Source organism: Ancylobacter sp., assembly GCF_965249975.1.
Lineage (GTDB): Bacteria > Pseudomonadota > Alphaproteobacteria > Rhizobiales > Xanthobacteraceae > Ancylobacter.
In genome coordinates this window covers 82,044-99,223 of record NZ_CBDFNE010000003.1, presented here as the reverse complement: position 1 = coordinate 99,223, position 17,180 = coordinate 82,044, and the positions used below count along the sequence as shown (strand labels likewise).

The 17,180-nt window shown below is 67.6% G+C and carries 20 protein-coding genes and 1 tRNA gene; 13 read left to right on the top strand and 8 right to left on the bottom strand.

The window, feature by feature from the left end; genetic code table 11:
• The first annotated feature begins 24 nt into the window (after positions 1-24).
• From ACP2AH_RS00560 to ACP2AH_RS00550, 3 genes are all read left to right on the top strand, one after another.
• On the top strand, positions 25-1,107 hold the full coding sequence (locus tag ACP2AH_RS00560; RefSeq protein WP_421697761.1) for a BMP family ABC transporter substrate-binding protein: 1,083 nt from the start codon (positions 25-27) through the stop codon (positions 1,105-1,107).
• 292 nt (positions 1,108-1,399) lie between these two features.
• A complete protein-coding gene (locus ACP2AH_RS00555) occupies positions 1,400-2,611 on the top strand; it encodes an ArgE/DapE family deacylase (RefSeq protein ID WP_425104055.1) in 1,212 nt (403 codons plus the stop codon).
• Positions 2,612-2,626: 15 nt separating this feature from the next.
• A complete protein-coding gene (locus ACP2AH_RS00550; protein ID WP_425104054.1) occupies positions 2,627-3,391 on the top strand; it encodes a hypothetical protein in 765 nt (254 codons plus the stop codon).
• A gap of 27 nt (positions 3,392-3,418) precedes the next feature.
• Here ACP2AH_RS00550 and rimO read toward each other — a convergent pair whose 3' ends face one another.
• The 3 genes from rimO to ACP2AH_RS00535 form a co-directional block, all read right to left on the bottom strand.
• A complete protein-coding gene (gene rimO, locus ACP2AH_RS00545; RefSeq protein WP_425104704.1) occupies positions 3,419-4,780 on the bottom strand; it encodes a 30S ribosomal protein S12 methylthiotransferase RimO in 1,362 nt (453 codons plus the stop codon).
• A 125-nt stretch (positions 4,781-4,905) separates the two neighbouring features.
• Positions 4,906-5,235 carry an antibiotic biosynthesis monooxygenase family protein gene (locus tag ACP2AH_RS00540; protein ID WP_307017589.1) on the bottom strand — a complete coding sequence of 110 codons (330 nt, stop codon included), beginning with the start codon at positions 5,233-5,235 and terminating at the stop codon, positions 4,906-4,908.
• Positions 5,236-5,384: 149 nt separating this feature from the next.
• On the bottom strand, positions 5,385-5,954 hold the full coding sequence (locus tag ACP2AH_RS00535) for a hypothetical protein (RefSeq protein WP_425104053.1): 570 nt from the start codon (positions 5,952-5,954) through the stop codon (positions 5,385-5,387).
• Between the two features lie 564 nt (positions 5,955-6,518).
• Between ACP2AH_RS00535 and ACP2AH_RS00530 the strand changes: the two genes are divergently transcribed.
• On the top strand, positions 6,519-6,794 hold the full coding sequence (locus tag ACP2AH_RS00530; protein ID WP_425104052.1) for a hypothetical protein: 276 nt from the start codon (positions 6,519-6,521) through the stop codon (positions 6,792-6,794).
• A 143-nt stretch (positions 6,795-6,937) separates the two neighbouring features.
• Complete coding sequence (locus ACP2AH_RS00525; protein WP_425104051.1) at positions 6,938-7,699, top strand: hypothetical protein; 762 nt, start codon at positions 6,938-6,940, stop codon at positions 7,697-7,699.
• A gap of 28 nt (positions 7,700-7,727) precedes the next feature.
• Here the strand turns inward: ACP2AH_RS00525 and ACP2AH_RS00520 are convergent, their stop codons facing one another.
• On the bottom strand, positions 7,728-8,621 hold the full coding sequence (locus ACP2AH_RS00520; RefSeq protein WP_425104050.1) for a LysR family transcriptional regulator: 894 nt from the start codon (positions 8,619-8,621) through the stop codon (positions 7,728-7,730).
• 104 nt (positions 8,622-8,725) lie between these two features.
• Here ACP2AH_RS00520 and ACP2AH_RS00515 point away from each other — a divergent pair, with 104 nt between their 5' ends.
• From ACP2AH_RS00515 to ACP2AH_RS00500, 4 genes are all read left to right on the top strand, one after another.
• The gene (locus ACP2AH_RS00515; protein ID WP_425104049.1) at positions 8,726-9,469 is read left to right on the top strand and encodes an SDR family oxidoreductase; all 744 of its coding nucleotides are present in this window, start codon (positions 8,726-8,728) and stop codon (positions 9,467-9,469) included.
• Between the two features lie 94 nt (positions 9,470-9,563).
• Positions 9,564-9,854 carry an Atu4866 domain-containing protein gene (locus ACP2AH_RS00510; protein ID WP_425104703.1) on the top strand — a complete coding sequence of 97 codons (291 nt, stop codon included), beginning with the start codon at positions 9,564-9,566 and terminating at the stop codon, positions 9,852-9,854.
• A gap of 46 nt (positions 9,855-9,900) precedes the next feature.
• Positions 9,901-10,053 carry a hypothetical protein gene (locus ACP2AH_RS00505; protein WP_425104048.1) on the top strand — a complete coding sequence of 51 codons (153 nt, stop codon included), beginning with the start codon at positions 9,901-9,903 and terminating at the stop codon, positions 10,051-10,053.
• Between the two features lie 119 nt (positions 10,054-10,172).
• A tRNA-Ser gene (locus ACP2AH_RS00500) sits at positions 10,173-10,262 on the top strand.
• A 182-nt stretch (positions 10,263-10,444) separates the two neighbouring features.
• Here ACP2AH_RS00500 and minE read toward each other — a convergent pair.
• The 4 genes from minE to ACP2AH_RS00480 all read right to left on the bottom strand — a co-directional run bounded on the left by minE (position 10,445) and on the right by ACP2AH_RS00480 (position 13,445).
• The gene (gene minE / locus ACP2AH_RS00495) at positions 10,445-10,717 is read right to left on the bottom strand and encodes a cell division topological specificity factor MinE (protein WP_244376554.1); all 273 of its coding nucleotides are present in this window, start codon (positions 10,715-10,717) and stop codon (positions 10,445-10,447) included.
• Positions 10,714-11,526, bottom strand: coding sequence for a septum site-determining protein MinD (gene minD / locus ACP2AH_RS00490; RefSeq protein WP_244376553.1), 813 nt, complete (start codon positions 11,524-11,526; stop codon positions 10,714-10,716). Before minD ends, minE begins: the two co-directional genes overlap by 4 nt.
• 14 nt (positions 11,527-11,540) lie before the next feature.
• A complete protein-coding gene (gene minC, locus ACP2AH_RS00485) occupies positions 11,541-12,245 on the bottom strand; it encodes a septum site-determining protein MinC (RefSeq protein ID WP_425104047.1) in 705 nt (234 codons plus the stop codon).
• Between the two features lie 174 nt (positions 12,246-12,419).
• A complete protein-coding gene (locus ACP2AH_RS00480; RefSeq protein WP_425104046.1) occupies positions 12,420-13,445 on the bottom strand; it encodes a helix-turn-helix transcriptional regulator in 1,026 nt (341 codons plus the stop codon).
• Between the two features lie 225 nt (positions 13,446-13,670).
• Between ACP2AH_RS00480 and ACP2AH_RS00475 the strand changes: the two genes are divergently transcribed.
• From ACP2AH_RS00475 to ACP2AH_RS00460, 4 genes are read left to right on the top strand one after another with little or no spacing between them, the layout of a single operon-like run.
• Entirely contained in the window at positions 13,671-14,750 is a 1,080-nt protein-coding gene (locus ACP2AH_RS00475; protein ID WP_425104045.1) for an ABC transporter substrate-binding protein, read from the top strand.
• Between the two features lie 11 nt (positions 14,751-14,761).
• The gene (locus ACP2AH_RS00470) at positions 14,762-15,496 is read left to right on the top strand and encodes an aspartate/glutamate racemase family protein (RefSeq protein ID WP_425104044.1); all 735 of its coding nucleotides are present in this window, start codon (positions 14,762-14,764) and stop codon (positions 15,494-15,496) included.
• A complete protein-coding gene (locus ACP2AH_RS00465) occupies positions 15,493-16,383 on the top strand; it encodes an ABC transporter permease (RefSeq protein WP_425104043.1) in 891 nt (296 codons plus the stop codon). Before ACP2AH_RS00470 ends, ACP2AH_RS00465 begins: the two co-directional genes overlap by 4 nt.
• Positions 16,380-17,177: an ABC transporter permease gene (locus tag ACP2AH_RS00460; RefSeq protein ID WP_425104042.1), complete on the top strand. Its 798-nt coding sequence runs from the start codon at positions 16,380-16,382 to the stop codon at positions 17,175-17,177. Before ACP2AH_RS00465 ends, ACP2AH_RS00460 begins: the two co-directional genes overlap by 4 nt.
• Positions 17,178-17,180 lie beyond the last annotated feature (3 nt).

Genomic DNA, 17,180 nt, shown 5'->3' with positions numbered 1-17,180 from the left:
GCGACTGACGGAGCGGAGACGTTCATGCGCAAGATTCTCTCCATGGCGGTGGCCATCGCCTCGGGCCTCGCCCTCGCCGGGGCGGCGGCACCCGCCAAGGCGGCGGAGAAGCTGAAGGCGGCCTGGGTCTATGTCGGGCCGGTCGGCGATTTCGGCTGGTCCTACCAGCACGATCAGGGCCGGCTCGCGGTCGAGAAAAAGTTCGGCGACAAGGTGGAGACCACCTTTGTCGAGAACGTCTCCGAAGGGCCGGACGCCGAGCGCGTGATCGAGCAGCTGGCGCGCGCCGGCAACAAGATCATCTTCACCACCTCCTTCGGCTTCATGGAGCCGACGCTGAAGGTGGCCAAGCGCCACCCCAACGTCTATTTCGAGCACGCCACCGGCTTCAAGCGGGCCAAGAACGTCTCGACCTATGCGGCCAAGTTCCATGAAGGCCGCTATGTCCTCGGCCAGATCGCGGCCAAGATGTCGAAGACCGGCACGGTGGGCTACATCGCCTCCTTCCCGATCCCGGAAGTGATTTCCGGCATCAATTCGCTGATGCTGGGCGCGCAGTCGGTCAATCCCGACATGAAGATCAAGATCGTCTGGGTGAATTCCTGGTTCGACCCGGCCAAGGAAGCCGACGCCGCCAAGGCGCTGATCGACCAGGGCGCGGACATCATTTCCCAGCACACCGACAGCCCGGCCGCCATGCAGGCCGCCGAGTCGCGCGGCGCCAAGGCGTTCGGCCAGGCCTCGGACATGATCAAGTTCGGCCCGAACGCGCAGCTCACCGCCATCGTCGACGACTGGGCGCCCTATTATATCGAGCGCGTGCAGGCGGCCCTCGACGGCACCTGGACCTCCACGGACACCTGGGGCGGCATGAAGGATGGCGAGGTGGTGATGGCCCCCTACACCAACATGCCCGACGACGTGAAGAAGATGGCCGAGGCCACCCAGGCCGCCATCACCTCCGGCGCGCTGCACCCCTTCAAGGGCCCGATTCTCAACCAGAAGGGCGAGGTCGTGGTGAAGGAGGGCGAGGTGCTGGCCGACAAGGACATCCTCTCCATGAACTGGTACGTGAAGGGCATCGACGACACCGTGCCGGGCAAGTAGCCCCGCGCCGCCCCTTGGGCGGAGCCTTTGGCGGCGCGGCTCCTACCGTGCCGCCGCAATGGCCGAAGCCGGCGGCACCGGCGATGGCGTTTCCCGTGGACAGCGCCGACGCCGGTGCCCGGCAATGACAGCGCCGCGCGGCCCACCCGCGCCGGCGCATTGCCTTTCCCCCGCTTTTTACCGATCTTCGCGCCGCCGCGCCCGGACGCTATGCTGTGGCACCGGCGCTCTCTTGGCGCGCGGTTTCAAAGGCCCCCGACGGTGGCGGCCCAGACGGAGCGGTGAGGTGAGCATGTCCGGCGACGATGACGGGCTGGCGCGCGAGGTCGAATTCCTCAAGGCGCTGGTGCGGGTTCCCAGCGACAACCCGCCGGGCGACTGCGCCCCGCATGCGGAAGTGGCGGCGCGGCTGCTGGAAGAACTCGGCTTCACCGTCGAGCGCCACGCGGTGCCGGAGCCCTTCGTCCGCGCGCACGGCATGAAATCCGTCGTCAACCTCATCGTCCGCGAGCGCTTCGGCAGCGGCAGCGGCCCGGTGATCGCCCTCAACGCCCATGGCGACGTGGTGCCACCGGGCGAGGGCTGGACCTATGACCCCTATGGTGCCGTCGAAAAGGGCGGGGCGATCTATGGGCGCGGCGCGGCGGTGTCGAAATCCGACTTCGCCACCTATGCCTTCGCGCTGCTGGCGCTGAAGCAGCGGCCGGAAGGGCTCGACGGCACGGTCGAGCTGCATTTCACCTATGACGAGGAGGCCGGCGGCTTTGTCGGCCCGCAATGGCTGCTGGGGCAGGGCATCAGCGCGCCCGACCTCGCCATCTCCGCCGGCTTCTCCTATGCCGTTGTCGTGGCGCATAATGGCTGCCTGCACATGGAAATCGTGGTGCGCGGCCGGCAGGCGCATGCGGCGATGCCGGAAACCGGCGCCGACGCGCTGGAAGCCGCCACCGCCATCCTCAGTGCGATCTATGCCGAGCGCCGGCGGCTCAGCAGCCGCGTCAGCGCCACGCCGGGCATCGGCTCGCCGAAGATCACCGTCGGCCTCATCTCCGGCGGCATCAACACCAATGTGGTGCCCGACCGCATCGTGCTGCGGGTCGACCGGCGGCTGACGCCGGAAGAGAATGGCGAGAGCGTCGAGGCGGAGTTGCATGCGCTGGTGGAGGGCGCGGTGGCGGGGCAGGCGGGCATCGAGATCGAATGCCGCCGCCTCATCCTCGCCGAGCCGCTGCGCACCCTGCCGGGCACGGAGCGGCTGGTGGAGACGATCCAGCGCCATGCGACTGAGGTGCTGGGCGAAACCCCGCCCGCCACCGCCGTCCCCCTCTACACCGATGCCCGCCACTACACGGCGGCGGGCGTGCCCACCGTGCTCTACGGCGCCGGGCCGCGCTCCATTCTGGAAGCCAACGCCCATGCCGCCGACGAGCATGTGCGCATCCGCGACCTGAAGGCCGCCACGCAGGTGATCGAAGCCGCGCTGCGCGACCTCTTGAAACCCTGAGGCGGAGACGCGAACGTGACGTGGACACGCCTGTTCGTCAGCGACTATTTCCCGCTGTTCGTCGCCTTCGTCGCTACCGTGCCGCTGCTGGCGGCGTGGGCCTGCTACCGCGTGGCGATGCACCCGCGTCTCGTCGCGGTGTTCGTGCCGCGCGACCTGCAGACCTCCTATCTCGGCGCGCTCACCCTGCCTTTCGCGCTGTTCCTCGCCTTCATGGTCAGCGACATCTGGAACCGCGAGACGCTCTACGCCAAGACCGTGTTGCAGGAGGTGCAGAAGCTCGACGCCATGCTCGACGTGGCCCGCGTGTGCGGTCCCGTCTGCGCACCGATCGACGAGGCGGTCGGCGTCTATGCCCGCGCGCTGTCGCGCTATGAATGGGACGAGGGGTGGGTGCGTCCGCAGGCCGAGGTGTCAGCCACCTTCGAGGCGCTGGTCGACGCCATCGGCCGGGCGGAGGCGGATTCCGCCATTCCGACCTATATCCGTTCGGTGCTGCTGGCCGGGCAGATCGAGCTGCGCCGGCTGCGCACGGATCGCTACTTCATTCTGCATGCGGATCTGGCGCCGCATCGCTGGATCGTGGTGATGGTGCTGGGCTTGCTGTCGCTGGTCGGGCTGGCGGCGCTGCATGTGGGCAAGCCCTACCAGCTCATTCTCGGCCTTTCGACCTTCGCCATCGCCTTCTCGATGACGCTGGCCTACACGGTGGTTCTGGCGTGGCCGACCGTGGACGAGAGCATCATCCCTTCCGAACAGCTGCGCCGGGTGCTGGAATAGCGCCACCCGGCGCCGCGCGGGCGGGGCTCAGTACCCGACCGCCGTGCCGTGCAGGTCATAGGCGTCGGCGCGCTCGATCTTGACGGTGACGATCTCGCCGACGCGCAGCGGACGGCGGGCGGCGACATGCACCACGCCGTCGATTTCCGGCGCGTCCGCCTTGGAGCGGCCGATGGCGACGGTGGGGCCGACGCTGTCGATGATCACCTGCTGGCGGGTGCCGACCTTGCGCTTGAGGCGGCGGGCGCTGACGCGCTGCTGCACCTCCATGAAGCGCTTCCAGCGCTCCTCCTTCACCTCATCCGGCACCATGTCGGCGCCGAGCGCATTGGCGGGGGCGCCGTCCACCGGCTCATATTTGAAGCAGCCGACCCGGTCGAGTTCCGCCTCTTCGAGGAAGGCGATGAGTTCCTCGAACTCCGCCTCGGTCTCGCCGGGGAAGCCGACGATGAAGGTGGAGCGCAGGGTGAGGTCCGGGCAGGCGGCGCGCCAGGCCTGCACGCGGGCGAGCGTCTTCTCGTTCGACGCCGGGCGCTTCATGCGCTTGAGCACGGTGGGGGAGGCGTGCTGGAAGGGGATGTCGAGATAGGGAAGGATCACGCCCTCCGCCATCAGGCCGATCACCTCGTCGACATGGGGGTAGGGGTAGACATAGTGCATGCGCACCCAGGCGCCGAGGCTGCCGAGTTCGCGCGCGAGATCGAAGAAGCGGGCGCGGACCTCGCGGTCCTTCCACTGGCTCGGCGCGTAGCGCAGATCGACGCCATAGGCCGAGGTGTCCTGCGAGATGACGAGGAGTTCCTTCACCCCCGCATTCACCAGCCGTTCCGCCTCGCGCAGCACATCCGCCGCCGGCCGGCTGACGAGATCGCCGCGCAGCTTGGGGATGATGCAGAAGGTGCAGCGGTTGCTGCAGCCCTCGGAAATCTTGAGATAGGCGTAATGGCGCGGGGTGAGCTTGATGCCCTGCGGCGGCACCAGATCGACGAAGGGATCGTGCTGCGGCGGCACCGCCTGATGCACGGCGGCCAGCACGCTTTCATATTGCTGCGGGCCGGTGACGGCGAGCACGCCGGGATGCACGTCGCGAATCTGCTCGGGCTCGGCGCCCATGCAGCCGGTGACGATGACCTTGCCATTCTCCTTCAGCGCATCGCCGATGGCGGCAAGGCTTTCGGCCTTGGCGCTGTCGAGAAAGCCGCAGGTGTTGACGATGACGAGGTCGGCGCCCTCGTGATGGCGCGACAGCTCATAGCCTTCCGAGCGCAGGCTGGTGATGATCCGTTCGCTGTCGACCAGCGCCTTGGGGCAGCCGAGCGAAACGAAGGAGATGCGCGGCGCCTCACCGCGCGCGGGGGAGAAGGCGTCGGAGGACGCGATGTCGGCCATGATCGTGGGGGTACCCGGCATTTCAGGATCGCGAGGCGTTACGGCACGCCGCCCGATCCGTCAACTGCGCCGGGCGCGGCCCCGCCATGCCGAGCTCCCTCTCATCGGCGTCCCCGACGCGGCTGTCAGGCCGCCTGGTCTTCCACCGACTGGGCGAGCACGCTCTCGAACAGCTCGACCTCGGGATGGCCGAGATAAAGCGGCTTGTTGGCGCCGGCGCTGCCATGCGCCTTGCGGAAGGCTTCCGAGCGCGTCCACGCCTCGAAATCCGCCCGCGACGCCCATTCCGAATGCGAGGCGTAGAGGGTGTGGTCGTCCTTGGTGGGGCCGCGCAGCAGATGGAACGACTTGAAGCCCGGGACTGTGCGCAGATGGCTGTCGCGCTCGCGCCAGACAGTCTCGAAATCGGCTTCCGAGCCGAGTTTCACCTTGAATCGGTTCATTGCGAGGAACATGGCGCTCTCCTGTGTTTGACCCGGCAGGGCACACTTAACCCATGGTCGCGCCAAGGTCGATGCGGCGCGCGGCCCCGGAGACCGCGCAAAAAAGAAGGGCGGCTCGCGCCGCCCGCCAATATCCGGGAGAGACACATCCGGAACTGGACTTACTTCAGCTTGTCGACATCGATGCCGAAGGTGACGGCGCCGATGGCCACGTCCTTGTCGGAAATGGTCACGCTGACCTGGGCGATCTTCTTGCCGTCCTCTTCCTCGACCTTGTCGACGAAGATGGTGCCGGGGCCGACCGCATAGGTCTTCTGCCACTTTGCCTCATCGGCCTGCCAGAGGTCCGAGGTGCCGTCGGTCTGGCCGACATTGAGGCCGCGATTATCCATGACGAAGGCCTCGGTGATCACGCCGCCGGAGGCATCCTTCTTCTGGATCAGGAATTCGGACAGCTTGTTCTTGCGAACCGGGTCGACCACCGCCGGGTCCTTGGCGACCCACGCCTTGTCGAGGGCATTGATGTCTTCCTGCATGAGGCGCTTATGCGCCTTGTTCGAGTCGATCACGGCGGTGATCACCACCGGATCGCTGAGCCAGGGGACGATCTTCTCCTGCACATAGACCGTCGCCGGCTTCACATGCGCCGCCTGTTCCTGGGCGAAGGCGGGGGCGACGGCGAAAAGGCTCGTCGCCGCGGCGACGGCGGCGAAGGTGCTGCGGATCTTCATTGGCGTTTCCTCCTCAGGACGGTCTTCTGCCGTCCGTCCGCAGCGTAGCATGATGTATCGGCCGGCGCGCAAGAGGTATTCGACGCTGCACGGCAGCATTAATAATGCCGTATATTCGCATAAGCGAAATATTTCAGGTGCGAATAGTATAGTTTTTACTTATCGAGCCGAGATGGCAACAGTTCGGCCCCGTGCGGCGCCGGAAAAACGCCGAGCGCCCTCAACAGAAGGTCGCGACAGCTGACCAAGGGGAACAAGCACGCTCGTGACGCTTTTCTATTGGCTCGCGCACCGCGGTGCCGGCGCACTAATCATGAGCCATCGTCTGGAATGCCGCATTACATGTACGATGTTCGGTATTCTTCATGGGGGACATCACCGTTTCACGCAAAAGTGTGAACGCCCTCCCGCCCTAATTGGCGCGATCCGCCATGGTCGTGCCCGGATACTTCTTGACTGCGTCATTTGGGTGCCAAGATCCTGAGCCTAGGATGTGCCTGCCCGTCGAGGGTTACGGCCCCACCTCCGACGGGTTTCACAAAAGGCCGAAAACGGGAGGTTCACATGACCAACATTGTTGAAGGCCCCGCCTTTCGCCCCGACCCTCTGCACCTGCTCATCGGTCAGGAGGACCTGACCGTCGCCTCGCTGGACGAGGCCATCGGATTCATCCGTTCGCTGCGTCACGACCGTCTCGGCCGTTTTGCGGAAATGCTGCTCACCCAGTTGGAAGCGGCCCGCCTGCCGCAGCAGAAGAGCGACGCCTGGGTCGCCTTCGCCACCTGGACGCAGGCCTGCCAGCTGCGCAACGACGCGCATCACTGGAGCCGGGCGGCGTAGGCCCCGGCGGTAACCGGATCGCGCGACGGGGAGACCCATGCACTTCCCGCGCGCGGGCATCCCGCCAAAGCGATGGCGGCGGCCGCGCGGTTGAGGTAAGCGTGACGGCGGGGGAAGAGCGATCCGTTAGTCGAGCAACCGATTTGAAGCCTGTCACTGCCACCGTCGCCGCGCTCGCCGTCGGCGCTGCCCTGATCGCCCCACCGGCCGCGCTGGCCCAATCCAGCCGGCGGGCCCAGGAACTGGAACCGGCCTCGCCTGCGGCGGCCTCTCCGCCTGTCGTCCTGCTTCTGGACGGTCTCGGGGTCTATGTCGAAAACGACTATATCGGCGTCTCCGCTCTGACCCGGCCGCTGGCGCGGCAGGGTTTCCAGACCCGCACCGATTCGCATCTGATGATGAAGTCGAAGGGGCTGGTGCCCGATGTCATCATCGGCCATTCCATGGGCGGGGAGAGCGCCCTGCGCTACGCCAGCGAGTTGGCGCGCGCCGGCTACAAGCCGCCTCTGGTCATCACCATCGACGCCGCGCCGGCCCCGCCGGCCTGCACCGTGCCGCGCTGCATCAACATTGCCGGCCCCGGCTTCGCCAATGTGCGTGGCGCCCGCAACATCAGCGCCTGGGATGCCGGCGCGCGCTTCGTCAACCACGCGCAGCTGCCGACCCACGCCGCCGTACAGGAACTGATCCTGCGGGAGACCGGCGCCTTCATGGCCGCGTGGAAGGCCGGCCAGCCCAAGGTCGCGCGCAGCGCCAAGCCGGCCGCGCGGCCCAGCGGGGCGGAAGCCGCCGCGTCGGCCGAGCCCGCTCCGCCGCCGTCAGCGCCGAAAATGTGGACCATGCCGGGCTGGGCCGTGCCCGACTGGGCAACGCCGAGCGGAACCGGCACCCGCCAGGGCGGCTGAACGGCGCAGAGGCCGGGCAGGGCGTGCGTCAGCCCTTGCTGTAGCGCAGAAGGTCGATCAGCGCCCGCAGCTTGGGCGCGAGATTGCGCCGGCTCGGATAGTACAGATAGAACCCCGCAAAGGGCGGGCAATACGCCTCCAGCAACGGCACCAGCTCGCCGCGGGCGATGTACGGCCGGAAGGTCTCCTCCATGCCGAAGGTCAGGCCGCCCCCGGCCAAGGCGAGCTTGATCATCAGCGCCATGTCGTTGGTGGTGATCTCCGGCGCCACCGCGACGGTGAAATCCCGGCCCTCTTCCGTGAACTCCCAGCGATACGGCGCCTTCTGCGGCGCCGCCCGCCAGCCGATGCAGCGGAAGCCGGCCAGTTCGCGCGGATGCGCCGGCGCACCGGCGCGCGCGAGATAGGCCGGCGCGGCAACCACGATCTGGCGCTGTTCGGCCGAGACCGGCACGGCGATCATGTCCTGCTCGATCACCTCGCCGAGCCGCACGCCGGCGTCGAAACCTTCGGCGACGATGTCGAACTCCTCATCCGTCACCGTCACATCGAGCTGCACCGCAGGATGGGCATCGGCGAACCCCGCCAGCAGCGGGCCGGCGAGAAAGCGCTCGGCGATGGAGGAGACGGCGAGGCGGAGCTGGCCGCGCGGCCCGGCGGCGTGATCGCCCGTGCTCTCGACCGCCGCCTCGATTTCCGCCAGCGCCGGGGCCAGCGCCGCATGCAGCCGCTCGCCGGCCTCGGTGAGGCTGACGCTGCGGGTGGTGCGGCGCACCAGGGCGAGCCCCATCGTCGCCTCCAGCCGGCCGATGGTCTGGCTCACCGCCGAGCGGGTAACGCCAAGACGGTCGGCGGCGGCACGGAAGCTGCGCTGCTGCGCCACCAGCGTGAACACGGCGAGAGCGTTGAGATCCGTCGGCATTGGTAAGCCAAGCTTTCCTCTGTGTCGTCAACTCAGCGTCTACCGGCGACAATGCCCTCTCTCTACCTTCCTGCCAACGCCAAACGCACGGAAGGACTTGTGAAATGGCTCTGGAAAAAACGACGCTCGACAAAGTGGTTCTCATCACCGGCGCCTCCAGTGGCATCGGTGCCGGCATTGCCCGCGAACTCGGCCGCGCCGGCGCCCGACTCGCGCTGGGCGCGCGCCGCACCGACCGGCTGGACGCGCTGGCGGCTGAGATCGCCGAGGCGACCGGCGCCGAGGTGATGACCCGCCGGCTCGACGTGACCGACCGCGCCGATCTCGCCGCCTTCGCAGAGGCCGCGCGGGCGCGCTTCGGCAAGATCGATGTGCTGATCAACAATGCCGGCATCATGCCGCTCTCGCTCATGGCCTCGCTGAAGGTGGACGAGTGGGACCGCATGGTCGATGTGAACATCAAGGGCGTGCTGCACGGTATCGCCGCCGTGCTGCCTGAGATGACCGCGCGCGGCGCCGGCCATATCGTCAACATCGCCTCCATCGGCGCACTGTCGGTGGTGCCGACGGCGGCGGTCTATTGCGCCACCAAATTCGCCGTCCGCGCGATTTCGGAGGGGCTGCGGCAGGAGAACCGGCAGCTGCGCGTCACCTGCATCCATCCCGGCGTGGTGGAGAGCGAACTCGCCGACACCATCACCGATCCCGCCGCCGCCGAGGCGATGAAGAGCTACCGCGCCATCGCCCTGACGCCGGATGCCATCGGCCGCGCGGTGCGCTTCGCCCTCGAACAGCCCGCCGATGTCGATGTGAGCGAGATCGTCGTCCGCCCCACCGCCAGCGCGTGAGGGAACAGGCATGACCGCCCCCCTCCTTCTCCTGACACGCCGCGCCGCCGCGAGTGCGGCGCTCCTCCTCACCCTCGCCGGAGCCGTTCCCGCCATGACCCAGCCCGCGCTCACACCGCCCGCCAGCAGCCCAACCGCACCCGACCAAGATCACCCCTATGTCGGGCTGTGGGTCACCGCTGATCGCTATGTCAGGCACGAATTGCTGCCCAATGGCCGCTATGACGAAGCGCGTGGCCAACGCGAGAGCGCCTATCGCGGCCGCTACGAGGTGCGGGGGACGCAGATCGACTATTGGGACGACACCGGCTTCACCGCCGACGGTGTCTTTGTCGATGAGGACACGCTGCACCATGGCGGCATGGTGTTCCGCCGGGTGAGGTAAGCCGGCGGAGCGCGGCGGAGCGGGACAGCGGCAAGGGGAGGGCCCGATGCCGCGACGCTCCCGCCGCGCCGATCTGCCGGGGGAACAGCTTGACGAGCAGGCACCTGCTGGGGCATGGCTCGCCGGCGATCCCGCCCGGCCCGCCGGGCACCCGAACCCGACGCATGACGAGCGTCTTGCCTGGCGGGCTGTCTCCTAGGGCGGCTGTCTCCTGGCGGGGCTGCTTCAGCGGGACGGATGGAGCCCGGCGCCGATCCGGTGCCAGGTTCGGAAACGGATCGCCGATGATGTCTGCCGCAACGGCCGATGTCGTCACGGGGAAGGGTGGCCGAGTGGTTTAAGGCAGCGGTCTTGAAAACCGCCGTGGGTGCAAGCCCACCGTGGGTTCGAATCCCACCCCTTCCGCCATTTCAGGCCGCCCGCATTTCGACGCTGGCACAATGCTGGGCCACGCCTGACGGGTCCGTCCTTCCACTTTCGCAAAGACAAAGCCCGGAACCGTCTCCGGTACCGGGCTTCGCTTCGCGGGCTTTGACTGTCTTGGCGGGCAGGAGGTCGCTGACGGGCGCTCCCGCCCCCCCCCGGCCGCGTCAGGCGGCGCGGCTGATGGCGAGATTGAGCTCGCCGCGCACCTCGACCTCGATTTCGAGGATCGACATCGGCGTCCCGCGCTCGAGGCGGACCTTCACATTGTCCTGCTCGCAGGGCACATGCCGGGCCACGACGGCGAGGATGTCCTCGCGCAGGCGGGACAGCAGGTCGTCCCCGCCCACCACCTGGCGCTCATGGGACAGCAGAATCTGCAGCCGTTCCCGCGCCTGCGGGGCGGTACCCTGCGAGAAAAGGCGCTTCCACAAGGTCATGCCGCCCTCCGCAGGAGCTTGCTGAACAGGCCGCCACGCGCACGCGGCGTTTCCATGGCGATGTTCTCGCCCTTCAGACGCAGCGCCGCGTCGTGATAGGCGCGGGCCGGGGCGCTGTTGGGATCATGGATCGAGACCGGAACGCCCATATTCGACGCCTTCAGCACGTCCGGGCTCTCCGGCACGATGCCGAGCAGCGGCAGCGACAGGATTTCCAGCACGTCCTCGGTCTTCAGCATGTCGCCACGCGCCGCGCGGACGGGGTCGTAGCGGGTGAGCAGCAGGCGCTTGTCCACCGTCTCGCCGCGCTCGGCCCGCAGCGTCTTGGCGTCGAGAATGCCGACGATGCGGTCGCTGTCGCGCACCGAGGAGACTTCCGGGTTGGTGACGACGATGGCGATCTCGGCGTGACGCATGGCCAGCGTCGCGCCGCGCTCGATACCGGCGGGGCTGTCGCAGATTACCCAGTCGAAATGCTGCGAGAGCATGCCGATGACGCGGTCCACGCCTTCCTCGGTCAGCGCGTCCTTGTCGCGGGTCTGCGAGGCCGGCAGCAGGAACAGCGATTCCAGCCGCTTGTCCTTGATCAGCGCCTGCGGCAGGCGGGCATCGCCCTGGATGACGTTGACGAAATCGTACACGACCCGCCGCTCCGCCCCCATGATGAGGTCGAGATTGCGCAGCCCGACGTCGAAATCGACGACGACGACCTTATCGCCGGTGCGGGCCAGGGCCGCGCCGATGGCGGCGGTCGTCGTCGTCTTGCCGACCCCGCCCTTTCCCGACGTGACAGTGATGATCTTGGCCATGACTTGTTTCGCTCCTAAAGCGCGGTAATTCGCAGGGTCTCGTCTTCGGTCGACACGCGCACCGCCGTGCCGCGAAAGGCGTCGTCAATGTCCTCGGCCGTGCGGTAGATGCCGTCCACGGCGAGCAGTTCGGCTTCCAGTTTGCTGCAGAAGATCTGCGCCGAAGCGCCGAAGGTCGCGCCCGCGATCGCCCGGCCGGCCAGCGTGCCATAGACATGGATCGAGCCGCCGGCGATGATCTCCGCCCCGGCCCCGACCGAGCCGATAATGGTCACGTCGCCTTCGAGGCAGACGATGGACTGGCCGGAGCGCACGCGCCGCTCGACGATCATGTTCACCGGCTCGACCGGCTTGCGCGGCTCGGGCGCCGGCTCCGGCGCGGCCACGTCGTTGATGGCGAGCGTGGCGTCGCGCCCGCCGCGCAGGATGGGCGGCATGGCGGCGTCGACGAGGCTGGGGCGCACGCCCTCCAGCCCGACCAGCCGGACGCCGCGCGTCGCGAGTTCGCGGATCCAGCCCTCGACCTCGGCCTTGCTCTGCGCCGTGCCGGCGAGATCGAGCACGACGGTGCGCCCGGTGAAGAAACCGGGAGAACGCTGCAGCCAGACATCGAAATCGGCAAGCCAGGCCGACAGCGGCACGTCGGCCACCAGCGTCATCGCCATGAACGAGCGTCCACGGAAACGGATGGAGGGGCCTGTCTGACTGACTGCGTTCACGGGTCGAATCTCCCTAAGTGATGGATAGATTCAGTTAATTTTGGTTAACGAGTGGTTAATTCCGGGACGTTTGGCGCCGCGTGCGGGGGCCTTGTCCCCGGCGATGCCCGCGCACCTGCGACGCGCGCCGGAGGGGCGCGCCGGCCTCGCTGCGGGCTTCGGACCGTTGCGGTATCAGAGGCTAGTGAGGAAGGCCGGCAGCAGCTCGCGCTCGCTGGTGATGTCCAGCTTGTCGTAGATGCGCAGCTTGTGATTCTTCACCCCGCCGACGGTGATATCGAGCTGGCGGGCGATGGAGGCGTTGTGGTGTCCATCAAGAGAGAGCCGCACGATCTGCTTCTGACGCTCGGTCAGCCCGTAGAGCCGGGCCAGCCGGTCGAGGCGGCTGGCGAAGTCCTGTGCCTCTTTTCGCAGCACGAACACCTGCGCGTCGCGCAGAAGCGGGTCCGTGCCTTCGCTTGCCGGCCGCAGCAGGCACCAGCCGCCATTGCCGAGAATGACCCGACGGTCGCCCCGCAGCACATGGTCGGGCACGCCCGGCCGGTCGAAGGCCTGACGCGCCGCCTCTCCCCAGCCTTCGGACTGGAACAGGCGGGCGCCATCGGCGCTGAGGATCAGGATCTCCGCCGGCGCGTCGCCCGCCAGGCTCGAGGTGCGCGTGACCTGCCGCTCCACCGTGAGGGTCACGTGCTGGCGGTGCATTTCCAAGAGGATGTCGAGCATTTCCGAGGCGAGGCGCAGCTCCCCGTCGTCGAACGCCTCCCGGTGCCGGTCGAGGCACAGGGCGAGGAAGCTGCGCTCGTTCAGCGGCAGGAGCAGCGCCAGTTCGTCGGCGATGCCGAGATCGACATCGAGATAGCGGGCATAGCTGCGGTCGAGCGGGCCATGCGCGCACAGGTTCCGCAGGCTGACCGCCCGATGGCCGTCATTGGCGAGTGGGGTGGAGGCCAGCGGGTCGAACCGCCACAGCCGGTCCGCATAGGCGGATTTGGCGCGGGCGGCCATGCCGGATTCGGAGATGATGCAGGGCTTCGCCGCCTCCTCGTAGCGGGCCATGATCCAGAAATCGCACGGGATCAGCGGGGCGATGGCGTCGATGACGGTCTCATAGAAATCGTCGCGGCCCATGCGTGACAGCACGCGCGCCATGGTCTTGCCGAAGCCGGCCGGCAGATCGTGAACCCGTTCGTGGCGACCCATGCCGGCCATGCTTTCCTGCTGTTCAAGACGCACTTACAGGCAAGATTCATGCCCTGGGCGCCCAGCGCAGGGGCGGAGCGGTGACTGCAGTCACTATCGGAGGACCGTCCCGCGCGGGGATATACATTCTGGCATAAACAGCGGTGGTCGTCCTCCGCGCCAAGAGGGAATGGTCGCATATCCGGATCGCGTTTTCTTACCCCGCCCCGCCCCAGCCGCCGCGATGTGCTGCGCTTCGGCGCGCAGGCGGCGATGTTCGCGACCATTGCCAGCCAGGTCGATTTCACCCGCCCGGCCTATGCGGGCGAGGCCAAGCTCACGGGGCCGCTCAATGTGCTGGCCTGGGCCGGCTATAACGATCCGGAGCTGATGCGCGGCTTCACCGAGCTGACCGGCGTCGAGCTCAACATCAAGGAAGCCGAGAGCAATGGCGCGCAGCTGAGCCTCGTTCAGGCCGGCACCACCAAATTCGACGTGATCAACCCCGACGCGGTGTGGACCTCGAAATTCGCCGCCGCCGGCCTCACTTTGCCGATCGACACCGCCAAGCTGCCCTCGCTCGAAGACACGCTGCCGGCGTTCCGCAACCGGCCGGAGACGATGTTCGACGGCAAGGTTTACGCCATCCCGACCCGGTTCGGCGTCAACGGCTTCGTCTACTGGCCGGACAAGATTTCCGCCGCCGCCGCCGCCGATGCGGAACTCGCCTGGGACCCGGCGCTGAAGAACCGGGTCGAGATTATCGACTGGCCGGAGCTCTACCTCTGGATGACCGGCAAGTGGATCGGCCAGGCCAAGCCGGAGGAGGCGTCCGGCGAGGCGCTGCAGAAGATCCTCGACAAGATGATGGCCTTCCGTCCCAACATGCGGGCGCTGCAGGCCGACATGGGCACCGTGAAATCCGACCTCACCAACCGCGAGGCGTGGATGGTGTGGGGCTCGTCCAGCGACAATGTCCGCACCACGGCCCGTCTTGCCGGCGCCGATGTCGAGCTGTCCATTCCCAAGCAGGGCGGCGCCATGTGGATGGAAACGCTGCAGATCGTGCGCGGCACCGAGCATCTCGCCTCCGCCATGGCCTATATCGACTACATGACCAGCGCCAAGGCGATGAAGCAGATGGCCTGGGGCGCGGACAAGTTCGCCGTGACCAATGCCAAGGTGAAGGACCTCCTCACGCCTGAACAGGTCAAGGCGCTCGGCCTCGACAAGATGGAAGAATGGGTCGCCAACTGCCAGATGAGCCTGGCCCCGGTCGATGAGAACGCCTGGGCCGACGCCTGGCAGACCTTCAAGATGGGCTGAGGCGCGGGTCGATGCATATACGCGTGATCGTGCCGGTGCTGGATTCCAAGGAGCTGGTGGGCAAGGCCGAGGCCGAGTACCGCTCCTTCGCCGGCGACGGCGTCGAGATCTCCGCCGTGCCGCTGGGGCGCGGCACCAACTCCATCGAGGCGGAATTCGATTCGGCGCTCGCCGCGCCGGAAGTGATGCGCCTCGCCCGTGAGGCCGAGGCGGACGGGGTCGATGCCTGCACCATCGCCTGTTTCACCGATCCGGGGCTGGCGGGCGCGCGCGAGCTCGTCTCCATCCCCATCGTCGGGGAAGGCGAGGCGGCGCTGCACATGGCGGCGATGCTGTCGAACCGCTTCACCGTGTTCATCACCGAGAAGCCGCTGTTCCCGCTCATCCGGCGCGTCGTGGCCCGCTACGGGCTGGAGCGCCAGCTCGCCTCGGTGCGGGCGGCGGGCGCGAGCGTGCTGGCACTGGACGAGACGTGCCTCGCCCATATCATCGCCGAAAGCATCGACGCGGTGGAGCGCGACGGGGCGGAAGCCTTCGTCATGGGCTGCACCGGCACCGGCTTCGACATGGCGCAGGCGGTGGAGGAAGCGCTGCACAGCCATTTCGGCGTCTCCATTCCGGTGATCGACCCTGGCAAGGTGGCGCTGCATTTCGCCCGCGCCATGGTGGCGACGGGGCTGCGGCCATCCAAGCTCGCCTATCCCCGTCCGGCCTTCGCCCGCGACGAATACGCCTTCGCTTCATGAGCGCGGCGCGTGACATCGCACGACGCCGGTCGCTTCTAAGGGCGGCGCTGCCGGCGGCCGGGCTGCTGCCGCTGGTGCTGTGGCAGATCGTGTTCTTCGTCGTGCCAGTGGCGCTGATCCTCGGGGTGAGCGTATGGCGCACCCAGAGCTACCGCCTGATCCCCGCCTTCACCTTCGACAACTACATCGCCATCTTCGCCCGCCCGGCGATCTGGCGCGCGCTGCTGCTGTCGGTGGAGACGGCGGCCTTCGTCACGGTGGCCTGCGCGGTGCTCGCCTTTCCCGTCGCCTATTTCATCGCCAAGAAGGCGGGCCGCTGGCGCGGGCTGCTGCTGGTGGCGGTGATCGCGCCGTTCTGGATCAGCATCGTGATGCGGGTGGCGGCATGGCGGCTGCTGCTCGGCGAACGCGGTGTCATCAACCAGCTGGCGATGACGCTCGGCCTGACCGATGCGCCGATGAGCTTCCTGCTCTATTCGCCGGTCTCGACCGCGATCGGGCTGATCTACGCCTATCTGCCGCTCTATGTGCTGCCGCTCTACGCCGCCATCAGCAACATCCACGACAACTGGATCGAGGCGGCGATGGACCTCAACGCCAGCCCCACGCGGACCTTCTTCGAGGTGATCCTGCCGCTGTCGGCGCCCGGGCTGGTGGTGGGCGCGGTGTTCTGCTTCGTGTTCGGGCTCGGCGAATTCGTCACGCCGGCGCTGCTCGGCGGCGGCAAGCAGCTGATGTTCTCGCAGGTGATCCAGGACGAGTTCCAGCGCCGGCTGGACTGGCCGAGCGGGGCGGCGATGGCCGTGGTGCTGCTTGTCCTCGTCTTCGCCGCGCTGGCGCTGTCGATGAAATGGATCCGCCGCGCCAGCGGGGAGAGCGGCCTATGAACCGCCTCTCCTTCGGCTGGACGCTGCCGGCCTATTCGGTGCTGCTCTACGCCTTTCTCTATCTGCCCATCGTGGTGATCGTGCTCTTCGCCTTCGACGCCAAGGCGATTCCGGGTCTGCCGATCGACGCCTTCACCACCGACTGGTTTGGCGCGAGCCTTTCCGATACGCGCCTCGTCGGCTCGCTCTTCACCAGCATCCGCCTCGCTTTGATGGCGGCGGTGCTCTCCACGGCGCTCGCCATGCCGGCGGCGATGGTGCTGGCGTGGCGGCCGGTGCGGATGAAGTCGCTGCTGCTGTGCCTGGTGCTCGGTCCCGTCGTGCTGCCGCAACTCGTGCTGGGGCTGGGGCTCATCGTGCTGTTCCGCGCCGCGCCGGATCTGATCGGACCACCCGCCATTGTGCTGGCGCACACCACGATGACATCGAGCTACGCGACGCTGATGCTCTATTCGCGCTTTCTCGGTTTCCGGCGCAGCTATATCGAGGCGGCGATGAATCTCGGGGCGGACGAGTTCACCACCTTCCGCGAGGTGGTGCTGCCGCTGGTCGCGCCGTCGCTGATCGCGGTGCTGCTGCTGGCCTTCACCGATGCGTTCGGCGAGTTCGTCGTGGCGTGGTTCCTCGCCGGATTTACCGAGACCCTGCCCATCGCCATCTGGACCTCGCTGCGGCAGGTCATCTCGCCCAAAATCTACGCGCTCTCCGCCCTGGTGATCCTGGTCACGCTGTTTGTCAGCGTTTCGGCGCAGGTCTGGATCCTCGGCCAGAGCCGCCGCGAACGTGAGTCCTGAGTG

What these genes read in the sequence shown, in the direction of transcription:
- ACP2AH_RS00560 (WP_421697761.1), top strand. Translation starts at nt 25, where the DNA reads ATGCGCAAGATTCTCTCCATGGCGGTGGCCATCGCCTCGGGCCTCGCC.
- ACP2AH_RS00555 (WP_425104055.1), top strand. Translation starts at nt 1,400, where the DNA reads ATGTCCGGCGACGATGACGGGCTGGCGCGCGAGGTCGAATTCCTCAAG.
- rimO (WP_425104704.1), bottom strand. Translation starts at nt 4,780, where the DNA reads ATGGCCGACATCGCGTCCTCCGACGCCTTCTCCCCCGCGCGCGGTGAG.
- ACP2AH_RS00540 (WP_307017589.1), bottom strand. Translation starts at nt 5,235, where the DNA reads ATGTTCCTCGCAATGAACCGATTCAAGGTGAAACTCGGCTCGGAAGCC.
- ACP2AH_RS00535 (WP_425104053.1), bottom strand. Translation starts at nt 5,954, where the DNA reads ATGAAGATCCGCAGCACCTTCGCCGCCGTCGCCGCGGCGACGAGCCTT.
- ACP2AH_RS00530 (WP_425104052.1), top strand. Translation starts at nt 6,519, where the DNA reads ATGACCAACATTGTTGAAGGCCCCGCCTTTCGCCCCGACCCTCTGCAC.
- ACP2AH_RS00520 (WP_425104050.1), bottom strand. Translation starts at nt 8,621, where the DNA reads ATGCCGACGGATCTCAACGCTCTCGCCGTGTTCACGCTGGTGGCGCAG.
- ACP2AH_RS00515 (WP_425104049.1), top strand. Translation starts at nt 8,726, where the DNA reads ATGGCTCTGGAAAAAACGACGCTCGACAAAGTGGTTCTCATCACCGGC.
- ACP2AH_RS00510 (WP_425104703.1), top strand. Translation starts at nt 9,564, where the DNA reads ATGACCCAGCCCGCGCTCACACCGCCCGCCAGCAGCCCAACCGCACCC.
- ACP2AH_RS00505 (WP_425104048.1), top strand. Translation starts at nt 9,901, where the DNA reads ATGCCGCGACGCTCCCGCCGCGCCGATCTGCCGGGGGAACAGCTTGAC.
- minE (WP_244376554.1), bottom strand. Translation starts at nt 10,717, where the DNA reads ATGACCTTGTGGAAGCGCCTTTTCTCGCAGGGTACCGCCCCGCAGGCG.
- minD (WP_244376553.1), bottom strand. Translation starts at nt 11,526, where the DNA reads ATGGCCAAGATCATCACTGTCACGTCGGGAAAGGGCGGGGTCGGCAAG.
- ACP2AH_RS00480 (WP_425104046.1), bottom strand. Translation starts at nt 13,445, where the DNA reads ATGGGTCGCCACGAACGGGTTCACGATCTGCCGGCCGGCTTCGGCAAG.
- ACP2AH_RS00470 (WP_425104044.1), top strand. Translation starts at nt 14,762, where the DNA reads ATGCATATACGCGTGATCGTGCCGGTGCTGGATTCCAAGGAGCTGGTG.
- ACP2AH_RS00465 (WP_425104043.1), top strand. Translation starts at nt 15,493, where the DNA reads ATGAGCGCGGCGCGTGACATCGCACGACGCCGGTCGCTTCTAAGGGCG.
- ACP2AH_RS00460 (WP_425104042.1), top strand. Translation starts at nt 16,380, where the DNA reads ATGAACCGCCTCTCCTTCGGCTGGACGCTGCCGGCCTATTCGGTGCTG.